Raw genomic sequence first — 20,347 nt, forward strand, 5'->3', positions numbered from 1 at the left:
ATCATTACAGCAGTGACGCCCATCTAATATGTGACGAACGGAGATCTCTGATGCGCAGATCAGGCGGCTCAATGCACGCTCGGGCCCTGGCGGCCCTCCCGCTCCCGATTCCTCCGTCGCCTAAAGGCGACGGTCCCCTCGGGAGGTCATGATGGACCAGTCGATGACGAGCAGGGCGATGTCGCCGGCGACGTAGGAGTGCCGGAGCCGGGCCTCGATCGGCAGGCCGAAGCTGAGAAGGTGCTGGTTGGCGGCGGCCTTCCCCTCGCCCGTGACGGGATGGCCGGGCCTGGGGACGAGGACACCCGCGTCCTCGTAGAGGCGGTCGAGCCGCTCCGGCGCCCCGGAGTTGAACGCCGCCACGAACGCGGCGGGAAGCTCTTCGGGGCTGTCGGGGAGAATGGCATCCAAAATGCCGTTGTCATGAGTCGTCATGACATATGAATCATAACACGAAATGCTATTTTCGGAGAAGTCTCCTTTTGTGAATCAATGGCGCGCGCGCTTTCCGTTGCCTCCGTGTGAACGGTCCGTCGCCGGACCTCCCGCCGCCCCGGCGGCCGGGGCGCCCCGCCGTACGGCGGAGCCCTCAGGACAGGAGCGCGGGCAGTTCGGTCAGCAAAGTGATGCGGGGCGCGTCCGGCGGCGGGGTGCGGGAGGGGGCGGTGCCGCGGTCCAGCCAGACCGAGTGCATCCCCGCCGTCCGGGGGCCGAGCACGTCGGCGTCGAGGTCGTCGCCCACCACCAGCACCTGCTCCGGAGGCAGGTCCAGCAGCCGCGCGGCGTGCAGGTAGCAGTCGCGGGCGGGTTTGTAGTGGCCGCCGAGCAGGTCGGAGGTGAGGACCGGGTCCAGCCGTCCGGCCAGGCCGATGGCGGCCAGTTTGGCGGCCTGCTGGGCGGCCTCGCCGTTGGTCAGCACGCCCAGCCGCAGGCCGCCGAGCGCGTCGAACGCGTCGAGGGCCTCGGGCACGTCGGGGAAGGCCCGCCACCGCCGCCGGTAGTGCTCCAGGTAGCCGGCGAAGGAGGCGTCCGCGTCGGCCGGTGCGGCCAGCCGCAGTTCGGCGCAGAGGTCGCGGACGCGGCGGCGGCGCTGCTCGGCGAAGGAGCACTCGCCGGCCTGCCAGGAGCGCACGTGGACCTCCTCCAGCCGCTGCCAGAGCCGGGGCACCTCGGGCAGCCGGGGGTGGCCGGGCGCGGTGGCCCGCGCCCACGCGGCGGCGGCGCGGTCGGCCGCGCCGCGGTGGTCCAGGAGGGTGCCGTCCAGGTCGAAGAGGATCGCGCGGATCATGAGGCCATCGTCGCAGGGGTCTCGCGGTCGTCGTGGGACGGAGGCGGCGTGCGGCGACCGGGACGGGTGGCGCGCCAGCTGGTGATGACGGCCGTGGCGAGGATGGCCGCGACCACCGCCAGCGACACCCCGGTGGGGATCTTGTAGACCTCCAGCAGCAGCATCTTCACGCCCACCCAGACCAGCACCAGGGCCAGGCCGAGCTTGAGGTGGACGAAGCGGTGCATCAGATCGGCCAGCAGGAAGTACATGGCGCGCAGACCGAGGACGGCGAAGGCGTTGGAGGTGAAGACCAGGAACGGCTCGGAGGTCACGGCGAAGATCGCGGGGATGGAGTCGACGGCGAAGACGACGTCGGTGACCTCGACCAGGACCAGCACCGCCAGCAGCGGGGTGGCGACCAGTTCGCCGGCCCGCCGGATGAGGAACCGGTGCCCGTGGTAGTCGTCGGTCACCGGGACCAGCCGGCGCAGCGCCCGCAGCGCCAGGCTCCGCTCCGGATCGATCGTCTCCGCCCGGTGCAGGGCCATGCGGACGCCGGTCAGCACCAGGAACGCGCCGAAGACGTACAGGATCCAGGCGAAGCTCGCGATGAGCACGGACCCGGCGGCGATGAACGCCCCGCGGAAGACCAGCGCGCCGAGCACGCCGTAGAACAGCACGCGGTGCTGGTACTGCGGGGGCACGGCGAAGTACCCGAAGATGATCGCGAAGACGAAGACGTTGTCGACGGCGAGCGACTTCTCGATCAGGTAGCCGGCGTAGTACTGGCCGGCGAACTCCGCGCCCTGCCACCACCAGACGACGGCTCCGAAGGCGAGGCCGAGGGTGACCCAGACCGCCGACCAGAGCGCGGCCTCGCGGACGCCGACGACGTGGGCGCGGCGGTGGGCGAACAGGTCGACGGCGAGCATGGCGGCGATCACGCCCAGCACGGCGAACCATGCCCACAGGGGGACGTTCACAGGGATTCTCCTCCGGTCAGGTGGACGACCGGAGGTCTCCCCGCCGCCCGGTACGGGCGGCGCCGGGACCGGGCGGGCCTTTCGCACGCCGTACTGACGATCCCGGCGGATCGGGTACTCCCCTCCGCCCTTTCACAATACGAAGTAGAATTCGTATGTCAAATGGTCGCGCCCCTGCTCCGGCGCGGTGGGGGCGAGGGAGGGGGCGGCGGGCATGGACACTTCCGGCGTCGCCGCGGTGGGCGCTCCCGGCCCCGATGCGGTGAGCGGTTCCGATGCGGCGGGCGGTCCCGGTACGGCGGGCGGTCCCAGCCGGGAAGGGCCGCGGGGGCCCGACCGGCCCGCGTGGACGTTCCTGAGCAACCACGCCCACGTGCTGGTCTGCCTGGACCGAGCCCCGGACGCGACCATGCGCGAGGTCGCCGCGCAGGTCGGCATCACCCTGCGCGCGGTGCAGAGCATCGTCGCCGACCTCGCCGCCGAGGGCTACCTGCTCGTGGAGCGCCGCGGCCGGCGCAACCACTACACGCTGGACCGCACCCGCCCGCTCCGGCACCCGCTGGAGCGGCACACCAGCACGGGGGAACTGCTCGCGGCGCTCTTCCCCCCGTCCTCCTGAGCCGCGGCTCCGGCCGTGCCCCCGCCTCCGGCCCGTCTCCGCAGGGAACCGTGCCGAGCGGGCCCGTTCCCGGCCGTCACGGATCAGGGAGGGCGCCCGGGCGGCCGGGATCCGCGCTCCAATGTGGTCATCAAGCCATGTCGCATACCGATCTTGTCGCGCATCACCGGCATCTGCTGGATGCGGCCGATGGGAGCGGGCGGTGGCGGCGTGATCTCCTCATGCGATGCGGTACCCCATAACCGGAATTATGTGGTACGGATCATGTGAACAGGTTAAGAGTTTCGTAGCTCTCTAAACAATTAAGCGATCGACTAAAACTAAACCTGAGAAGGGGGAGTGCCGGCCGCACGCGGCACCGGGGCCAGGCGATCACCGGATGACGCCCGCGCGGGCGGCGGCGACGGCGGCGTCGGCCGCGCGTTCCGCGTCGCGTTCGGTGACCGGCTCGCGGGTGATGAACAGCCGGTAGTAGATCGGGGCGACGGCCATCCTGATCACGTCGGCGGCGTCCGTGCCCGCCGGCAGCTCGCCCCGGTCGACGGCTCGCCGCACCACGTCGGCCGCCTGCTCGTGGCGGGCCGAGAAGAAGTCGTGCAGGGACTGCGCGGCGCCGCTGCTCTGCACGGCCGCCGTCACGAACGCGGCGGAGACCGGCCCGGCGACGGGATCGGCGAACCCGCTCTGCACCAGCCGGGTGATCTCCCGCAGGTCCCCCTTGAGGGAGCCGGTGTCGGGCACCGGCCACGGTTCCTGCCGCGCGAGCTCCAGGGCGTCCGCGATGAGCCCCTCCGCGCTTCCCCAGCGGCGGTACACGGTCGTCTTGTGGACACCGGAGCGGATCGCCACGTTCTCCACCGTCAGTCCGCTGTAGCCGTGTTCGGCCAGTTCGGTGAGGGTCGCCTGCCGTACGGCGTCGCGCACGCGGGCGCTGCGACCACCGGGGCGCTTCTCCAATGTCTACTCCAGTTGCATTAAGGCTCGCATTGGGTTACGTTAAAGCTACATAAGTTGCGATTGGAGTTCCATTCTGACCACCCAGCTCTCCCTCAAGGGAGTCTCGAAGTCGTACGGCGAGCACCTGGTCCTCGATCGGGTCACCTTCAGCGTCCGCCCCGGAGAGCGCGCGGGGATCGTGGGCGAGAACGGCTCCGGCAAGTCCACGCTGCTCCGGGTGATCGCCGGCGTGGAGACGCCGGACGACGGCGAGGTGACGGTGTCGGCGGCCGGCGGAGTCGGTTACCTGGGCCAGACCCTCGGCCTGCCGGGCCACCACACCGTCCAGCAGGCCGTCGACGCCGCCCTGGCCGAGCTGCGCGCCATCGAGCGCGGAATGCAGGAGGCCGCCGAGGTGCAGGACATGGACCGATACGGCGAGTTGCTCGCCGCCTTCGAGGCCAGGGGCGGATACGAGGCCGACGCCCGCGTGGACAAGGCGATGCACGCCCTGGGCCTGGCCCGGATCGAGCGGTCACGCGTGCTGTCGAGCCTGTCCGGCGGCGAGCAGGCCCGGCTGGGACTGGCCTGCGTACTGGCGGCCTCGCCGGAGATCCTGCTGCTCGACGAGCCGACCAACCACCTCGACGAGGCGGCGACGGCCTGGCTGGAGGACCGGCTGCGCGAACACAAGGGCACGGTGGTGGCGGTCTCGCACGACCGGATCTTCCTGGACCGGGTGGCGACGGCGATCCTCGAGGTCGAGGGCGGCACGATGACCAGGTTCGGCGGCGGCTACACCGGCTTCCTCGCCGACAAGGCGGCGGCCAGGTTGCGCTGGGAGCAGGCCTACGCCGACTGGCAGGAGGAGATCCGGCAGGCCGGGGAGTTCGCCGCGACCACCGCGCACCGCGTCGCGGCGGGCCGGGCCATGAAGGACAACAACAAGATGGCCTATGACCGCAACGCCGGGCGTGTGCAGGACTCGGTGGCCTCGCGGGTACGGCAGGCGGCCGAGCGCCTGCGCCGCCTGCGGGAGAACCCGGTCCCGCGCCCGCCCGAGCCGCTGCGCTTCCGCGGCGCGTTCGCGCCCGCCGGTGCCGGCACGGGCACGCTCGTGGAGTTCGGCCGGGTGCGGATCGCGGCGGGCGACCGCCTGCTGATCCACGGCCCCAACGGCGCCGGCAAGTCGACGCTGCTCGCCGCGATCGCCGCCGAGGCGGGTGAGCGGGCCGGATACCTCCCGCAGGAGGTGACGTTCGATCCGGACAGGACGGTCCTGGAGACCTACGGCGGAGAGGCGGCGGCACTGATGGCGACCGGCCTGTTCCGTCCGGAGGCGCTCGGGCTCAAGGTCGGCGCCCTGTCGGTGGGGCAGCGGCGGCGGCTGGCGCTGGCCGTGCTGCTGGCGGGCGAGTACGACCTGCTGCTGCTCGACGAGCCCACCAACCACCTCTCGCTCCCCCTGGTCGAGGAGCTCGAACAGGCGCTCGACGGCTACGGCGGAGCGCTCGTGGTGGTCACGCACGACCGGGCGCTGCGGCGCCGCTTCACCGGCACGCAGATCCCGCTCCCGGGAGGTCACGCATGTTGATCGATGGTTCCCCCTACGACGTCGTCACCGGTCCCGACGGCGCTCTGTGGTTCACGCTCGTCCACCAGGGACGGATCGGACGGGTCGTTCCGGGCGAGGAGCCCGCGCTCTTCCAGCTCGAGCCCGCCGACGGCCGCCCCACGGTGATCACCGCGGGATGCGACGGCGCGTTGTGGTACACCGAGTTCGCCGGCGGCCGGATCGGGCGGATCACCGTGGACGGCACGGTCACCGCCTTCGAGGTGGACTCGCCGTACGGCATCGCCGCCGGCCCCGACGGGAACATGTGGTTCACACAGCTCCAGGGCGACCGGATCGGCCGCATCACCGCGGCGGGCGAGGTCACCCTCCACCCGCTGCCCACCCGGGGCGCGATGCCGTCGGCGATCACGGCAGGGCCCGACGGGGCGCTCTGGTTCACCCTCAACCAGGGCAACGCGATCGGCCGCATCACCGTTGACGGCGAGGTGAGGCTGCACGGGCTGCCCACGCCGGCCGCCGCTCCGGTGGGCATCTGCTCCGGACCGGATGAAGCCCTGTGGTTCGTGGAGATCGGCGCGGGCCAGGTGGGCCGGATCGACACCTCCGGCGCTGTCAGCGAGTTCCCGCTCCCCGACCGCGCCTCCAGGCCGCACGCCATCGTCACCGGCCCGGACGGCGCCCTGTGGTTCACCGAGTGGGGCACCGGCAGGCTGGGCCGCATCACGACCGGAGGCAGGATCGAGGAGTACCCTCTGGACGGTGCCGAGCCCCACGGGCTCACGGTCGGGCCCGACGGCGTGATCTGGGTGGCGATGGAATCCGGTGCCCTGGTGAGCCGCTGACCACGCCGCACCGCACCGGCCTCGGCGCGCCTTGCGGAGCCCGTCCCCGCCAATGGATGGGATCGGAGCCGCGGGCCCGGTGAGCGGACGGCACTGCTCGGCGATCGGGAGACCTGAGTGTCCGGCCGTTCCGCGTCTCGTTCCCTGAAGGGCGGAGCATCCACGCTGCGGGTGCCCGGCGCCCGGGGGAGAGAACCGGGCCGGAGGCGCGGACGGCGCCGGGCGCGGCGGGGGCCGTGTCAATCGGGGACCGGGCCACCGAGCCGGGCGTGCGCTTGACGCGTGCCCGGCCCGGTGGCGCGCTGGGAGCGCAGGAACCCGTCGAGCGCCCACGTCCCCGGGCCGAGCACCGCGATCAGGAAGAACGACCAGCAGAACAGCGCCGACAGCTCGCCGCCGTTGCGCAGCGGCAGCAGGTGCTCGGGCTGGTGCACCACGAAGTACGCGTACGCCATCGAGCCGGAGCACAGCAGGGCGCTGAGGCGGGTGAAGAGCCCGGCGAGCACGAGGCCGCCGAAGACGAGCTGGATGAGCGCGGCCCACCAGGTGGGCCAGACGCCGAACGCGACGGCCTGGCCGGTGCCGCGGTTGCCGCCCAGGACGCCGAACATCGACGCCAGTCCGTGGAAGGCGAACAGCAGGCCCGTCACGGTGCGGAAGAGCGAGAGCACCGGGCCGTGGAACCGGTCGAACGTCATGGAGTCACCTTTCATGGGATCACTTCTCGGTTTCGTGCGGTGGTCGTGGTCTTCGGGCCGGGCAGATCCCCACGCCGGTCGGGCGCCGGCCGGCACGGCGGAGCGGCCGGCCCGCCGAGCCCGTCCGGTGCCCGTCCGGTGGCACGCGCCCCGGGACGGCCCTCGGGCGGCCGGCCGCGCCTCGCTGCGGGGTCAGCTTCCCGGCGCTTTCGAGGCGGCGGTCGTCAGGGCCATGAACTCCTGCCGTGAGCGGGGGTCGTCGCGCAGGGTCCCGAGCAGGCGGGAGGTGACGGTCCGCGCGCCCACGGTCCGCACACCGCGCAGCGACATGCACAGGTGCTCGGCCTCAAGGACGACGCCGACGCCCTTGGGGCGCAGGCTCTGGCCGAGGAAGTCGGCGATCTGGGCGGTGAGGCGTTCCTGGACCTGCGTGTCGCCGGCGAAGCGGTGGACCACGCGGGCGAGCTTGGACAGCCCGACGATGCGGTCGCCGGGGAGGTAGCCGACATGGGCCGTGCCGGAGAAGGGCAGCAGGTGGTGCTCGCACAGGGAGGAGAAGGGGATGTCCTTGACGAGCACGAGCTCGTCGTAGCCCTCGTCGTTGGGGAAGGTCGTCAGCGTGAAGGGGACCGGGGTCAGCATCTGGGCGAAGGCGGCGGCCACGCGCCGAGGGGTGTCGCGCAGATGCGGTGAGCGGGGGTCGCGGCCCAGGGCGCGCAGCAGGTCCGCCACCGCGTGCTGTGCCGCGGGCAGATCGATCACGGACGCGTCGCCGGCGGGCCGTCCGGGGCTCGGGTGCCGGGCGTTCTCGCTGTCGTCCCACGTCAGTACGGTCACGGGTGTCTCCTTGTCGGGGGAAGGGGGCCGGAGGTCTCACCGGGCGGAGCGCCGGCGGTGGCGGTTGCAGGGGCTTGCCCGCCGTGCCGCGCAGCGGGCCCTTGGCCCTGCGGCCCTCGAGCGTGAGCGCGGAGCGGAACGAGAACAGGCGCATGGTCTCCTCCAGCCAGGGCCGCCATTTTCGCCAACCACCATGGTCAATATTCCGCCCGCCTCGAATTACGTCAACCGACATTGGCTAAATTTGGGGGGTGGGCTACGGTGAGACCCATGGACGCGATGCCGGAGGACCTCGAAGCGCTCGGCCTGCTGTCCGAGCCGCAGCGGGCACGCATCTACGAGTTCCTGGCCCGCGCCGACGGGCCGGTCACCCGCCAGGAGATCTGCCAGGCCCTCGACATGGGGCGGACCCTGGTCGCGTTCCACCTGCACAAGCTCGAGCAGGCCCGCCTCGTGGAGGAGACCGACGAGCCCGCCGGCACCGGCCGCCGGGGCCGCCCCGCGCAGCGCTACCGGGCCGTCCGGCGCGAGCTGAACGCCTCCGTGCCGCCCCGGCGCTACGAACTGCTCGCCGAGATCCTGCTGCGGGCCGCCCGGGAGCAGCTGCCGCCCGAGCCGTTCACCCGGGCCGCCGTCCGCGTGGCCGTACGGCGGGGCCGGGAGCTCGCCGCCGAGCAGTCCTCCCGTGACGCCCTGTGGGACCTGCTCGCCCGGCTCGGTTACGAGCCCGCCGCCGACGGCGACTCCGTGCTGCTGACCAACTGCCCGTTCCAGCGGATGCGCGCGGTCGACACCGAGCTGGTCTGCTCGGTGAACGCCGCGCTGGCCCGCGGCTACCTCGAGGGCCTGAAGGCCACCGGACGCTTCACCGTCCGGCTCCGGCCCTGCCCGGACAACTGCTGCGTGATCCTCGACCCCGCGGCCTGACCGCTCCGCCGGTCCTGCCGTCACCGGCGCCGCCGGTTCCACCCGGCCTGCCGTCACCGGCGCCGCCGGTTCCACCCGGCCTGCCGTCACCGGCGCCGCCGGTGCCCGGGACGCCGCCGGGCCGGGTCCGCGGGAGTCCTTCCTCCGGGCACCTCCTGAGAGTCCCCTCCGCGCGGGGGATACCGCGTGGACGCCGCCGTTCGGACGAACGGCGGGATCGGTTGCAGACCTTGGTCCCCTGAAAACAGTCGTTGGTCCCGGCGCCCGAATGCCCGCCGGAAGCCTGCCGATGGAGGGGGCGAGCCGCACGAGGCAGTCGGTTCCCGAAGGTGTCCCCGTCGTTCCCGACCCCGCCGGCGCTCACGGTCGCCCCCCCCCCCCCCCGCGACCACCCGTCTCGCTGACCCCGTCAGCGGTGGCGCCGGGCGCCGTCAGGACGACGGCGCCGACATCAAGGAAGCAAGGACAGACATGCCTCTCACGAGCTCCTCGAACGGCCGTCCCGTCAACGGCACCAAGATCGCCACGGTCTCCGAGGCCGTACGGCCCGCCGGCACCGCCGGCACCGCCGGCTCCGCACGGGGCGAGAGCGACGCCGCCCGGCGCCGGGCCCGTTCGGTGGCCAAGCAGCAGCAGGCCGCCGAGCGGATCGCCGCGGCCACCGCTGAGATCTCCGCGCAGAACGCCCAGGCCGCCGAGGCCTCCCGGCAGCTGCGCGACGCGATGCAGCAGATCGCCGCCGGCGCGGAGGAGTCCTCCAGCGCCACCCAGCAGAGCCTGGCCACCGTCACCAAGGTCGAGGAGCGGATCAAGACGCAGCAGCAGGCCACCGAGAAGGTTCAGGGGCTCACCACCGCCCTGCAGCGCCTGCTGACGGAGACCAAGACCGGCATCGACGGCATGCTGCGCAACGTCGAGAGCGCCTCGGGCCGCCAGACCGCCTCGGTGAAGGTCATCAGCGAGCTGGAGAAGCAGGCCGACGAGATCGGCGAGATCGTCAAGACGGTCGCGCACATCGCCGACCAGACGAACCTGCTGGCGCTCAACGCCGCCATCGAGGCCGCCCGCGCCCGCCAGCACGGCAAGGGGTTCGCGGTCGTGGCCGACGAGGTGCGCACCCTGGCCGAGACCAGCGAGCGCAGCGCCAGCCAGATCCGGGGCCTGATCGACGAGGTCCGCGAGGGTGTCAACACCGTCGCCGCCAGCGTGCAGCGGTCGGCGGAGACCGCCCGCGGCGAGGTCGAGAAGGGCAAGGCCATCACCGCCCAGCTGGAGCAGATCCGCACCGACATGGCGCAGATCCTGGACGGGGCCGCCGAGATGGCCGCCGCGGCCGTCCAGGCGGAGAAGGCCGCCGCCGACGCCAAGGTCCGTTCCGAGGAGATCGCCGCCGCCGCCGAGCAGCAGTCGGCCGCCACCGAGGAGTCCCTGCAGACCGTCGGCCAGCAGGGCGCGGCGCTGCAGCAGAGCGAGCAGGCCGCCGAGGAGCTGGCCGAGATCGCCGACGGGCTGCGCACCAGCACCGACATCGGCAAGAGCGCCGAGGAGGTCGCCTCGGCCGCAGAGGAGCTGTCGGCCGCGGTGGAGGAGATCAACCGGGCCGCCGCCCAGATCTCCACCGCGATCGGGCAGATCTCCGCCGGCGCGCGCAGCGCCGCCGTCAAGGCCCAGGACGCCGCCGGCGCGCTGGTCCAGATCGAGCAGGGCGCCGAGCTGGCCGAGACCCGCGGCGGAGCGGCCGTGGAGAAGGCCGACGGCATGCTGGCGATGCTGGTCGCCAACAAGGAGTCCGTCGACGCCACGATCGAGGCGATCGCCGAGGCGGCCCGCGCCGGCATGGACAGCGCCCGCCAGGTCGTCGAGCTGGAGCTGGTCTCCCGGCGGATCGACAAGATCGTGGACGCGATCGCGAACGTGTCCATCCAGACCAACATGCTGGCGGTCAACGGCTCGGTGGAGTCGGCGCGGGCCGGTGAGTTCGGCAAGGGCTTCGCGGTGGTCTCCACCGACATCCGCAACCTCGCCCGCGACTCGGCGGAGAACGCCGAGCGCATCAAGGACCTGGTCAAGGCCGTGCAGGACCGCATCGTCGAGGTCCGCGGCGATCTGGAGGAGACCAGCCGGCTCTCGCTGGCCGAGGTGGAGGCCGCCAAGGCGACCACCGCCCGCCTGGTGGAGATCGAGCGGGACATGGCCGAGGTCCGCTCCGGCAACGAGCTGGTGCGCGACGCGGCCCAGGAGATCGCCGCGGCGATCTCCCAGGTGAAGAGCGGCCTCGACCAGATCTCCGCGGCGTCCAACGAATCCGACCAGCTGTCCGCGCAGGCGGCGGCCGCGGCCCGGCAGCAGGCGCAGGGCGCCGAGGACCTCGCGGCGGCCGTGGAGGAGATCGCGGCGCTCGCCGACGATCTGCAGAACAGCAACTGACGGCGGGACCGGCGAGGAGAGAAGAGGCACGATGAGCGAGCTCGACGACGCCGCCGCGGCCGTCCGCGGTCCCGGGGACCCGCACGGCGGGCCGTACGGCACCGGGAACGGCACCGGGAACGGCACCGGGAACGACGCCGCGGACGAGACGGAGGGCGCCGACTACGTCACCTTCGACATGGACGGCGAGCGTTACGCGTTCCCGATGAGCCGGGTGCAGGAGATCATCCGCATGCCCGGCCTGGTCAGGGTCCCGCTGGGCCCGCCCAGCCTGGAGGGCCTGGCCAACCTGCGCGGCCGCGTGCTGCCGGTGGTGAGCCTGCGCACCTGCTGCGCGCTCGCCGAGACCGGGCACGACGAGACGACCCGGGTGATCGTGGTCGACGGCGGGGTCCCGCTGGGGTTCGTGGTCGACCGGGTGGCCAGTGTGATCAGCGTCGACCCCGGTGCGGTGGAGCCGGCCGACACGATCCGGTCGACGGTCCGCTCCGACGTCCTCGTCGGGGTCATCAAGTCCGAAGGCGGGCAGATGACCACGGTCCTGGACGTGGACTCCCTGGTGGGCGGCGAGTTCACGCTGCGCGCCCGGCGCACCGAGCGGGGCGATGTCCGGCGCGGCGCGGCGGAGCGCGAGGAGGACCCGCTGGACGAGGCGGCCGACACGCTGGAGCTGGTCAGCTTCACCGTCGACGGGCAGGAGTACGCGCTCCCCATCGACCAGGTGCAGGAGATCGTCCAGGCCCCGGACCGGGTCAGCCGGGTGCCGAACTCCGGTGAGCAGGTGCTCGGGGTCATGGACCTGCGCGGCCGGCTGCTCCCGGTGCTCAGCATGCGCCGGGTGTTCGGCCTGGACGTCACCCCGCTGGAGCCGCAGAACCGCATCGTCGTGGTCTCCCTGGGGGCGGGCGAGGTGGCCGGTGTGGTCATGGACACCGTGCGGGAGGTCCTGCGGGTCCCCCACGACCTGGTGGCGCCCCTGCCCGGCGTGGTCAACCGGCCCGGACACGCCACCGAGGTCGGTTCGGTCTGCCGTCTGGACGGCGGCAGGCGCCTGGTGTCCGTACTGGACATCGAGCGCATGTTCGACTCGGCGGCGCTCCGGGAGGAGCTCGCCGCCCACCTCGGCGACGGGGACGGGACGACGGCGACGGCCGGAGAGGAGAGGGAGATGAACCTGGCCGACGACGGCCGCGGGGACGAGGAGCTGTTCGTCGTCTTCCGGCTGGACGCCGAGGAGTACGCGGTCGACGTGGACGCGGTGCAGGAGATCATCCGGGTTCCGGAGACGCTGATCCGCGTGCCGAAGACCTACGACTTCGTCGAGGGCCTGGTCAACCTGCGCGGCACCGTGCTGCCGGTGGTGGACCTGCGCACGCGGCTGGGGCTGGAGCGCGCCGGCCGCGACGACCGGCAGCGCATCGTGGTGCTGATCATCGGCGGCGTGCGGACCGGGTTCGTCGTCGACTCGGTCGCCGAGGTCGCCCGGGTCGCCAAGTCGGTGCTGGAGCCCGCTCCGGAGCTCTCCGCCGAGCAGGCCCGCCTGGTCGGCCGGGTGGCGAACCTGCCGGGGGACCGGCGCATGCTCCTGCTCGTCCAGGCCGACCAGCTGCTCGCGGCCGAGCAGGCCGAGGCGCTGGCGGCGGCCGCCGCCGGGCCCGCGGCCCGGGCCGCCTGAGAGGACCGGCGGTCATGTCCGGCACGAACGTCCTCGTCGTCGACGACTCCGCGCTGATGCGCAAGCTCATCAAGCGGATCCTCACCGACACGGGTGAGTTCGAGGTGTGCACCGCCCGCAACGGGCTGGACGCGCTGGAGCAGATGCAGCGCGTCCAGCCGGACGTGGTCACCCTCGACGTGAACATGCCCGAGATGGACGGCCTGACGTGCCTGGCGGAGATCATGCGCCAGGATCCGCGGCCGGTCGTCATGGTCTCCTCCCTGACGGAGGACGGCGCGCTGGTCACCCTGGAGGCGCTGGCCATGGGCGCGGTGGACTACGTGCCCAAGCCCGGCGGCACGGTCTCCCTGAACCTGGAGGACGTCGCCGCCGACCTGGTCGCCAAGGTCCGCGCGGCGGCCCGGGCGCGGGTGCGCCGGGCCGGCGGCCTGACCGCCCGGCTGCTCACCCAGCGCGCCCGGGTCGCCGCCGCCGCCACCGCCCCGTCCCGGCACGCCCGCGCCGGGACGGCCCGTCCGCAGGCCGCGCCGGCGGACCTGGTGCTGGTCGGCGCCTCCACCGGAGGTCCGGCCCTGCTGGCGGAGATCCTGGCGCAGCTGCCTGCCTCGTTCCCCGCGCCCGTGATCGTGGCCCAGCACATTCCCGCCTCCTTCACCGCGGCGCTGGCCAGACGGCTGGACGAGGCGTGTGAGCTGACCGTGCACGAGGTCACCCGGTCCATGCCGGTGCGGCCCGGCAACATCTACGTCGGGCGCGGCGACGCCGACGTGCTCGTCGCCCCCGGCGCCGGCGGCCCGGTGGTCAAGTCGGTCCCGGCCTCCTCCGCCCACCGCTGGCACCCGAGCGTGGACCGGCTGGTGGCCTCCGCGCGCCGCTTCGCCGACCCGGAGCGGCTGGTGTGCGTGCAGCTGACCGGCATGGGGGACGACGGCGCCGAGGAGATGGCGGCGGTGGCGGCCGCGGGCGGGCGCACCATCGCCGAGGCCGAGGAGACCGCGGTGGTGTGGGGCATGCCCGGTGAGCTCGTCCGCCGGGGCGGCGCCACCGCGGTGCTGCCCAACCACCTCATCGCCGCCCACCTCATCGACTGGGTCCGCTGAGCGGGCCCTCCCCGAACTCTCGCGAAGGAAGCACCATGGCACTCGTCCACCGCGCCGCCGGCGCCCCGGCGCCCGCGGTCCCCGCCGACCCCCGCCCGCCGGCCGAGGCGCTGGCCGACCCCGACCCCGAGCTCCGGCGCCGCGCCGTACTCGACCTCGGCTCGGATCCGGCCGCGACGGCGGTCCTGCTGGAGAGGGTGCCGCTGGAGGGCGACGCCGTCGTGCGCGAGGCCGTGCTGACCGCGCTGGCCGCCACGGACGGCGCCGAGGCCGCCGCGGGCCTGGCCGTGCACCTGCGCAGCGAGGACGCCGCGCTGCGCACCGCCGTGGTGGAGGCGCTGTCGGCGATGCCCACCGGTGTGCTGCCGCTCCTGCCGCAGCTGGTGCTCGACCCCGACCACGACGTGCGCATCCTCACGGCCATGGTGCTGGCCCGCCTGACCGGCCCGCAGGCCGTCGACTGGCTGGTGGAGATCGTCTCCGCCGACCGGCACCCCAACGTGGTCGCCACCGCGGTCGACGCGCTGCTGCCGCTGGCCGGCGCGGAGCACCGCCCGCTGCTGGCGGCGGCCCGGGCACGCTTCGCCGACGACCCGTTCCTGTGCTTCACCATCGACGCGGCCCTGCCGCGCCTGGGCCGGTGAGGGGCGTGCACATGACCGAGCCCATCGGGGACGAGGAGGCATTCGTCCTCGGCGACGGCGAGTTCGAGCGCTTCCGGGAGTTCTTCTACCGCCGCACCGGCATCCAGTTCAGCCCGGCCAAGCGCTACTTCGTCGACAAGCGCGTCGGCGCCTGCGTCCGGGACTCCGGCGAGGACGGCTTCGCCTCCTGGTTCGCCTCGATCCGGCTGGGCATCCGCCCCGAGCTGACCCAGAACATGATCAACCAGCTGACGGTCAACGAGACGTACTTCCTGCGCGAGGACTACCAGTTCGACAGCCTGCTGAACTCCGTCCTTCCCGCGGTGATGTCCCGGCGCGCCCGCACCGGGGAGAACGGCCCGGTGCGGATCCTGTCCCTGCCGTGCTCGACGGGAGAGGAACCGTACTCCGTCGCGCTGCGCCTGCTCCAGGAGTGGCCGCTGATCGACAGCGTGGACGTGGAGATCCACGCCGCCGACATCGACACCGCGGTGCTGGGCCACGCCCAGCACGGCGTCTACGGTCCGCGCTCCCTGCAGCGGGTCCCGCCGTCCTGGCTGGAGCGGCACTTCACGCCGACCGGCGGCGGGTTCCACCAGATCTCCGCCGGCATCCGCTCGGCCATCACCTTCTCCCGGGTCAACGTCACCGACCCCGAGCAGATGCGGGTCTTCGAGAAGTTCGACGTGATCTTCTGCCGGAACATGCTGATCTACTTCGACGAGCTGTCCAGCCGCCGCGCCGCCGAGAACCTCTACGGCGCGCTCCGGCCCGGCGGCTACCTGTTCCTCGGCCACTCCGAGTCGATGAGCCGGATCTCCCCCATCTTCACGCCGTGCCGCCTCCCGGACGGCCTGGTGTACCAGCGACCCACCACCGGAGCGACCCCATGACCAGCACCCACGGCGCCCGCGGCCGCCGCGTCCTCGTCGTCGACGACGCCGCCACCGTCCGCCTCTACCACCGGCAGCTGCTCACCGAGGCGGCCTTCGAGGTCACCGAGGCGGTCAACGGCCTGGAGGCGGTCGAACTGGCCCTGCAGACCCCGTTCGACCTGTTCGTGGTGGACGTGAACATGCCCAAGATGGACGGCTACGCCTGCGTGGAGGCGCTGCGGGGGCAGACCGTGGGCACCGGAGCCCCGGTGATCATGGTCAGCACCGAGGACCACAGCCGCGACGCCGACCGCGCCTACGCCGCCGGCGCCAACCTCTACCTGGTCAAACCGGTCGACGGCGCCCGGCTGGTACGGCTGGCGACCATGCTCGCCGCCGGGAGCGGGGAGGAGGCACAGTGATCCCGACGAACCCGATGAACCCGACGAACCCGACGAACCCGATGAACCCGGCCAACCCGCCGAGCCCGCTGCTCGCCCAGTTCCTCGCCGAGGCCGGCGACCTGCTCGCCCGGGTCGACGAGGGCCTGCTCCGCCTGGAACGCGCGCCCCATGACACCGGGCTCGTCAACGAGGTCTTCCGGGCCGCCCACACGATCAAGGGCTCCTCGGGGCTGTTCGACTTCCCCGAGCTGACCCGCCTGACCCACGCCGCCGAGGACCTGCTGGACGCCGTACGCGGCGGCCGGATCGACCTGGACGCGGCGATGACCGACGACCTGCTGGCCGCCTTCGACCTGGTGCGCGGCTGGCTGGCCCACGTCACCTCCGCCGGGCGGCTGGCGTCGTCGGCGCACGCCGCCGCCGCCGGGCTGATCGAACGGCTGCGCGGGCCGCTGGGCGGCGAGGGCGGTCCGTCCGCCGCCGGGGCCGCGCCCGCCGGGGCCGCACCCGCGCCGCGGGGAGCGGACCCCGCCCCCGAGTGGGTGGGAGAGCTCGGCCGCCGGTGGCTGGAGGACACGGCCTCCTGGCTGGGGCAGACCTCCGCCACCGTGCGGTTCGTCCGCTACCTGCCCGAGGAGGACTGCTACTTCCGCGGGGAGGACCCGCTGCACCTGCTGCGTCAGGTGCCCGCGGTCGAGCGCCTGGTGCCGGTCCCCCCGGAGACGTGGCCGGAGCCCGGCGAGTACGACGAGTACGCCTGCCTGCTGGGCTTCGTGTTCGCCACCCGCGCCGCCACCGGAGAGCTCGCCCATCTGTTCCGCTACGTGCCCGACCGGGTCGAGATCGCCGACCTCGGCGCCCCCGCCCTGACCCGGTGGCTGACCGGCGGGGCCGGGGACGGCACCGGAGAGGGCGGCGCCCCCGGGAGCGTCCTCGAAGGCGCCCCCGGCGTCCCAGCGGACGCCGGGGAGGAGCGGCCGGAGACGGCCGGAGACGCGCGGACCGTGCTGGAGGCGGCCGTGCGGACCCTGTCGGCGCTGCCGGAGAACGAGGACGACCGCGCCACCCGGGTCGCGTCGGCGGCGCACGCCGTCCGGGGCGCCGCCCGCGTCCTGGGACTGGAGTCCGCCCTGGACGGCGTCCTGGACAGTGCCCAGGACGGTGCCTCGGACGGTGCTCTGGACGGTGGGAGCGCGGACGCCGTCGAGGCGGCGGCCCGCCGGCTGCTGACCGCGGCGCGGCAGGCGGCACCCGCAGACGCCGCTGCCGCCACTGCCGCCGTTGCCGCCGCCGCGACCGTACCGGAGGCCGGGCCCGCCCCGGCCTCCGGTACGCCCGCCGACGGTGAGCGCGGCGCCAGGGTCGGCTCGCGGACCCTGAAGGTCGAACAGGAGAAGGTCGACCGGCTGATGGAGCTGGTGGGCGAACTGAACGTCGCCAAGAACGCGCTGACGTTCCTGGCCGCGGCGGCCGAGGAGGAGCACGGCGACCGCGTGCTCGCCCGCCGCATCAAGGACCAGTACGCCGGGATGCACCGCATCGCCGAGGAACTGCAGGCCGCCGTGATGGACGTGCGGATGCTGCCGCTCTCGGCCGCCTTCGCCCGCTTCCCCCGGCTGGTCCGCGACCTGGGCCGCAAGCTCGGCAAGTCGGTCGAGCTGGTCACCTCCGGCGAGGAGGTGATGGCCGACAAGGACGTCATCGAAGCCCTCGGCGACCCGCTCGTGCACCTGGTGCGCAACAGCCTCGACCACGGCGTCGAGACCCCCGAGCGGCGTCACGCCGCCGGCAAGGAACCCGTCGCGAGGATCCACCTGACCGCCGCCTCCGACGGCGACGCGATCATCGTCGAGGTGACCGACGACGGCGCGGGCATCGACCCCGCCCGGGTCAGGCGCAAGGCCTACGAGAAGGGCCTGATCAGCGAGGCCCGGGCGGAGGCGATCCCCGACGCCGAGGCGGCCGACCTGGTCTTCCTGCCGGGGTTCTCCACCGCCGAGGCCGTCTCGGACGTCTCCGGCCGCGGTGTCGGCATGGACGCCGTGCGCGCCAGCGCCGAACGCCTGGGCGGGACCGTCGCCATCGAGTCCGCGCACGGATCCGGGACCACCGTCCGGCTCAGGCTGCCGCTGTCCATGGCCGTCACCCAGGTCATGGTCTTCAGCGTCGCCGGCCAGCGTTTCGGCGTGCCCGTCGACACCGTCGCGGAGGCCGTACGGGTGCCCGCCGGCGAGTTCGACCGAGTCCTCCACCAGGACGTGATCCAGTTGCGCGGCGAGATCGTCCCCGTCATCGACCTCGCCGCGGCCCTGGGCATGCCCTGGACGCCGCCCGACGGAGGCCGCGACGTCCTGGTCGTGCGCGTCGACGGCCGGAAGGTCGGCCTGCTCGTCGAGCGCCTCCACCGCGAGGTGGACGTGATCCTCAAGCCGATGGAAGGGCTGCTCGCCGGCCACGGGGCGTTCTCCGGTACCGCGATGCTCGGCAACGGGCTGGTGCTGCTGGTCCTCAACATGAAGGAGGTGCTCGGCGTTGCCGCTCGAGCTGCGTGACCGTACCGCCGTCATCACCGGGGTGCTCGCCGTCGAGGACGTCGAGCCGCTCGCCGCCTGGCTGCGCGCCGCCGCCCGGCCGCGGGTGAACCTGCGCGACTGCACCCATCTGCACACCGGGGCGCTCCAGGCTCTGCTGGTGTTCCGCCCGGTGGTCACCGGAAAGCCCCTGGACCCGTTCCTCGCCGTCCACGTCATGCCGCTCCTCGGGACCGGGCAGAGCGGAAAGAAATCCAAGAGAGAGGCCCACCGATGAAGACCATCATGCTCGTCGACGACTCCGCCACCATCCTCATGAGCATCAAGTCGGTCCTCACCAAGGCCGGCTACGGGGTGGAGACCGCCGTCGACGGCAAGGACGCCCTGGGCAAGGTCACCGGCGGACTCCGTCCCGACCTGATCATCAGTGACGTGAACATGCCGCAGATGGACGGCATCACCTTCGCCCGGGAGGTCCGCAAGGCCGCCGGGATGCGGTTCACGCCCATCCTGATGCTCACCACCGAGTCGGAGGCGTCCAAGCGCGCCCAGGCCAAGGCCGCCGGTGCCACCGGATGGCTCGTCAAGCCGGTCCAGCCCGAGCAGCTGCTCGGCGTCATCAAGCAGGTCGTTCCCGGCGCCTGAGCGCTTCCCGGAACCACGACACGTCCGGGGGCGGCACGCCCCGGGGCCGCCGAGGAGGGTACTGATGTTCCGTTCGAGCCGCCGGTCGGCCGGACCCCGTGAGCACGCCGAGGAGCGGACTCCGCCGAGCGCGGAGGCGATCTCGCACGCGCTCTCCCCGCTGCCCGTCTACTGCGACGTGATGTCGGCGCACCTGAGGGACGTGGCCGGCCACACCGAGGAGGCCGCGCTGGCGACCCTGGAACGCATGCAGGAGGTCGACGCCCTCGCCGGGACCATGGCCGAGGACGTGGCCGGGCTGGGCCGGGCGGTGGACATGACCCAGCGGCAACTCGGCGAGATGAGCGAGTCCAACAGCCGGCTGGTCCTCGGCCTCATCCGCTACTTCGCCCAGCGCGACCGCAAGGTGGCCGCCCTGGTCGAGGAGGTGCGCGACCTGAACCGCCACGTGGCGGCGATCGAGGCCGTCAGCCGCGCCACGAACGTCCTGGCGCTGAACGCCAAGATCGAGGCGTCCCGGGCCGGCGAGGCCGGCAGGGGATTCTCCGTCGTCGCAGACGAGGTACGCCAGCTGGCCGAGCAGTCGAACAGGGCCGCCCAGGACATCGGCTCCAGCATCGGGGAGCTGACCGACCGGATGCGTCTCGTGATCGACGACGACAGCACGCTCGACGACGCGGGACCCGCCGAGGCCGAGCTGGACACGGGGGAGCAGACGGCCATCACCCGCCGCCTGCTCGATGTCATAGAGGCCCAGCGGCGGCTGGCGGAGATGCTCGGCGGCGTACTCACCGACACCGTCACCGCGGTCAGCCGGGTCTCCCGCACCTCCTCGGCGCTGACCGACAGCACCACCGGCGCCGTCGGAGGACTCCAGTCGCAGGACATCGGCCGGCAGATGCTCGAGCACGTCGGCACAGCCGTCGAGGCGGTCCAGCAGCAGGTCACCGGTGTCATCGACTACCTGGAGGGGGGGAAGACGGCCGACGAGTTGCTGGCGGGCGTCCAGCACGTCGACGAGCTGCGGACGGGCCATGTGATGGCCCGCCAGCACGCCAACCACGCCGCCGCCACCGGGCAGGCCGCCGACCACGCGGTGCTGCCGGCCATCGAACTGTTCTGACGGCCGCCGACGTCTTCGGCGGCCGTACCGCTCCCGCCTCGGAACGGGGGCGGGGTCCCGTGCGATCCGCTCGTTCCCGTCGTTCCCTGGGGCGGGCCCTGGGACGGTCAGGCGGCGACCACGGCGTCGGTTCCGGCGGTGCCGGTCGGGGTTCCGCCGGCGGCGGTCGGCCCGCCGGTGCCGGCGGGGGTGCCGGCGGGGGCGGGGGTGGGGGTGGGGGCGAGGTGGACGC

General features: G+C 73.1%; 20 protein-coding genes. 14 read left to right on the forward strand and 6 right to left on the reverse strand.

Annotated features, from left to right (window positions below):
• Positions 1-120: 120 nt before the first annotated feature.
• The 3 genes from ACFOWE_RS18670 to ACFOWE_RS18680 form a co-directional block, all read right to left on the reverse strand.
• Entirely contained in the window at positions 121-435 is a 315-nt protein-coding gene (locus ACFOWE_RS18670) for a YybH family protein (protein WP_377289477.1), read from the reverse strand.
• Positions 436-589: 154 nt separating this feature from the next.
• Positions 590-1,288, reverse strand: a complete 699-nt coding sequence (locus ACFOWE_RS18675; RefSeq protein ID WP_377289479.1) for an HAD family hydrolase — start codon at positions 1,286-1,288, stop codon at positions 590-592.
• Positions 1,285-2,253, reverse strand: coding sequence for a TerC family protein (locus ACFOWE_RS18680; RefSeq protein WP_377289481.1), 969 nt, complete (start codon positions 2,251-2,253; stop codon positions 1,285-1,287). Before ACFOWE_RS18680 ends, ACFOWE_RS18675 begins: the two co-directional genes overlap by 4 nt.
• A 214-nt stretch (positions 2,254-2,467) precedes the next feature.
• Here ACFOWE_RS18680 and ACFOWE_RS18685 point away from each other — a divergent pair, with 214 nt between their 5' ends.
• Positions 2,468-2,872 carry a helix-turn-helix transcriptional regulator gene (locus tag ACFOWE_RS18685; protein WP_377289483.1) on the forward strand — a complete coding sequence of 135 codons (405 nt, stop codon included), beginning with the start codon at positions 2,468-2,470 and terminating at the stop codon, positions 2,870-2,872.
• 372 nt (positions 2,873-3,244) lie between these two features.
• On the opposite strand, the gene ACFOWE_RS18690 is transcribed toward ACFOWE_RS18685, so the two are convergent.
• Entirely contained in the window at positions 3,245-3,829 is a 585-nt protein-coding gene (locus ACFOWE_RS18690; RefSeq protein WP_377289485.1) for a TetR/AcrR family transcriptional regulator, read from the reverse strand.
• Positions 3,830-3,899: 70 nt separating this feature from the next.
• On the opposite strand from ACFOWE_RS18690, the gene ACFOWE_RS18695 reads away from it, so the two are divergent.
• Together ACFOWE_RS18695 and ACFOWE_RS18700 are read left to right on the forward strand one after the other, a co-directional pair.
• Positions 3,900-5,402, forward strand: a complete 1,503-nt coding sequence (locus ACFOWE_RS18695; RefSeq protein WP_377289513.1) for an ABC-F family ATP-binding cassette domain-containing protein — start codon at positions 3,900-3,902, stop codon at positions 5,400-5,402.
• Positions 5,396-6,226, forward strand: a complete 831-nt coding sequence (locus ACFOWE_RS18700; RefSeq protein WP_377289487.1) for a Vgb family protein — start codon at positions 5,396-5,398, stop codon at positions 6,224-6,226. The genes ACFOWE_RS18695 and ACFOWE_RS18700 overlap by 7 nt, the downstream gene beginning before the upstream one ends.
• A 239-nt stretch (positions 6,227-6,465) precedes the next feature.
• Here ACFOWE_RS18700 and ACFOWE_RS18705 read toward each other — a convergent pair whose 3' ends face one another.
• Entirely contained in the window at positions 6,466-6,924 is a 459-nt protein-coding gene (locus ACFOWE_RS18705; protein WP_377289489.1) for a DoxX family protein, read from the reverse strand.
• Between the two features lie 192 nt (positions 6,925-7,116).
• A complete protein-coding gene (gene folE, locus ACFOWE_RS18710; protein WP_377289515.1) occupies positions 7,117-7,752 on the reverse strand; it encodes a GTP cyclohydrolase I FolE in 636 nt (211 codons plus the stop codon).
• 279 nt (positions 7,753-8,031) lie between these two features.
• Between folE and ACFOWE_RS18715 the strand changes: the two genes are divergently transcribed.
• From ACFOWE_RS18715 to ACFOWE_RS18765, 11 genes are all read left to right on the forward strand, one after another.
• Positions 8,032-8,688, forward strand: coding sequence for a helix-turn-helix transcriptional regulator (locus ACFOWE_RS18715; RefSeq protein ID WP_377289491.1), 657 nt, complete (start codon positions 8,032-8,034; stop codon positions 8,686-8,688).
• A 471-nt stretch (positions 8,689-9,159) separates the two neighbouring features.
• Positions 9,160-11,115 carry a methyl-accepting chemotaxis protein gene (locus ACFOWE_RS18720; RefSeq protein ID WP_377289493.1) on the forward strand — a complete coding sequence of 652 codons (1,956 nt, stop codon included), beginning with the start codon at positions 9,160-9,162 and terminating at the stop codon, positions 11,113-11,115.
• A gap of 31 nt (positions 11,116-11,146) precedes the next feature.
• Complete coding sequence (locus ACFOWE_RS18725; RefSeq protein WP_377289495.1) at positions 11,147-12,790, forward strand: chemotaxis protein CheW; 1,644 nt, start codon at positions 11,147-11,149, stop codon at positions 12,788-12,790.
• Positions 12,791-12,804: 14 nt separating this feature from the next.
• Positions 12,805-13,893, forward strand: a complete 1,089-nt coding sequence (gene cheB / locus ACFOWE_RS18730) for a chemotaxis-specific protein-glutamate methyltransferase CheB (protein ID WP_377289497.1) — start codon at positions 12,805-12,807, stop codon at positions 13,891-13,893.
• Between the two features lie 35 nt (positions 13,894-13,928).
• On the forward strand, positions 13,929-14,537 hold the full coding sequence (locus ACFOWE_RS18735) for a HEAT repeat domain-containing protein (protein ID WP_377289499.1): 609 nt from the start codon (positions 13,929-13,931) through the stop codon (positions 14,535-14,537).
• An 11-nt stretch (positions 14,538-14,548) separates the two neighbouring features.
• On the forward strand, positions 14,549-15,430 hold the full coding sequence (locus ACFOWE_RS18740) for a CheR family methyltransferase (protein ID WP_377289501.1): 882 nt from the start codon (positions 14,549-14,551) through the stop codon (positions 15,428-15,430).
• On the forward strand, positions 15,427-15,834 hold the full coding sequence (locus ACFOWE_RS18745; protein WP_377289503.1) for a response regulator: 408 nt from the start codon (positions 15,427-15,429) through the stop codon (positions 15,832-15,834). Before ACFOWE_RS18740 ends, ACFOWE_RS18745 begins: the two co-directional genes overlap by 4 nt.
• Positions 15,831-18,368 carry a chemotaxis protein CheA gene (locus ACFOWE_RS18750; protein ID WP_377289505.1) on the forward strand — a complete coding sequence of 846 codons (2,538 nt, stop codon included), beginning with the start codon at positions 15,831-15,833 and terminating at the stop codon, positions 18,366-18,368. The genes ACFOWE_RS18745 and ACFOWE_RS18750 overlap by 4 nt, the downstream gene beginning before the upstream one ends.
• Positions 18,349-18,624, forward strand: a complete 276-nt coding sequence (locus tag ACFOWE_RS18755) for a hypothetical protein (protein WP_377289507.1) — start codon at positions 18,349-18,351, stop codon at positions 18,622-18,624. Before ACFOWE_RS18750 ends, ACFOWE_RS18755 begins: the two co-directional genes overlap by 20 nt.
• On the forward strand, positions 18,621-18,992 hold the full coding sequence (locus ACFOWE_RS18760; protein WP_377289509.1) for a response regulator: 372 nt from the start codon (positions 18,621-18,623) through the stop codon (positions 18,990-18,992). The genes ACFOWE_RS18755 and ACFOWE_RS18760 overlap by 4 nt, the downstream gene beginning before the upstream one ends.
• 64 nt (positions 18,993-19,056) lie before the next feature.
• The gene (locus tag ACFOWE_RS18765) at positions 19,057-20,115 is read left to right on the forward strand and encodes a methyl-accepting chemotaxis protein (RefSeq protein WP_377289511.1); all 1,059 of its coding nucleotides are present in this window, start codon (positions 19,057-19,059) and stop codon (positions 20,113-20,115) included.
• Positions 20,116-20,347: the final 232 nt, after the last annotated feature.

Source organism: Planomonospora corallina, from assembly GCF_042650625.1.
Taxonomy (GTDB): domain Bacteria; phylum Actinomycetota; class Actinomycetes; order Streptosporangiales; family Streptosporangiaceae; genus Planomonospora_B; species Planomonospora_B corallina.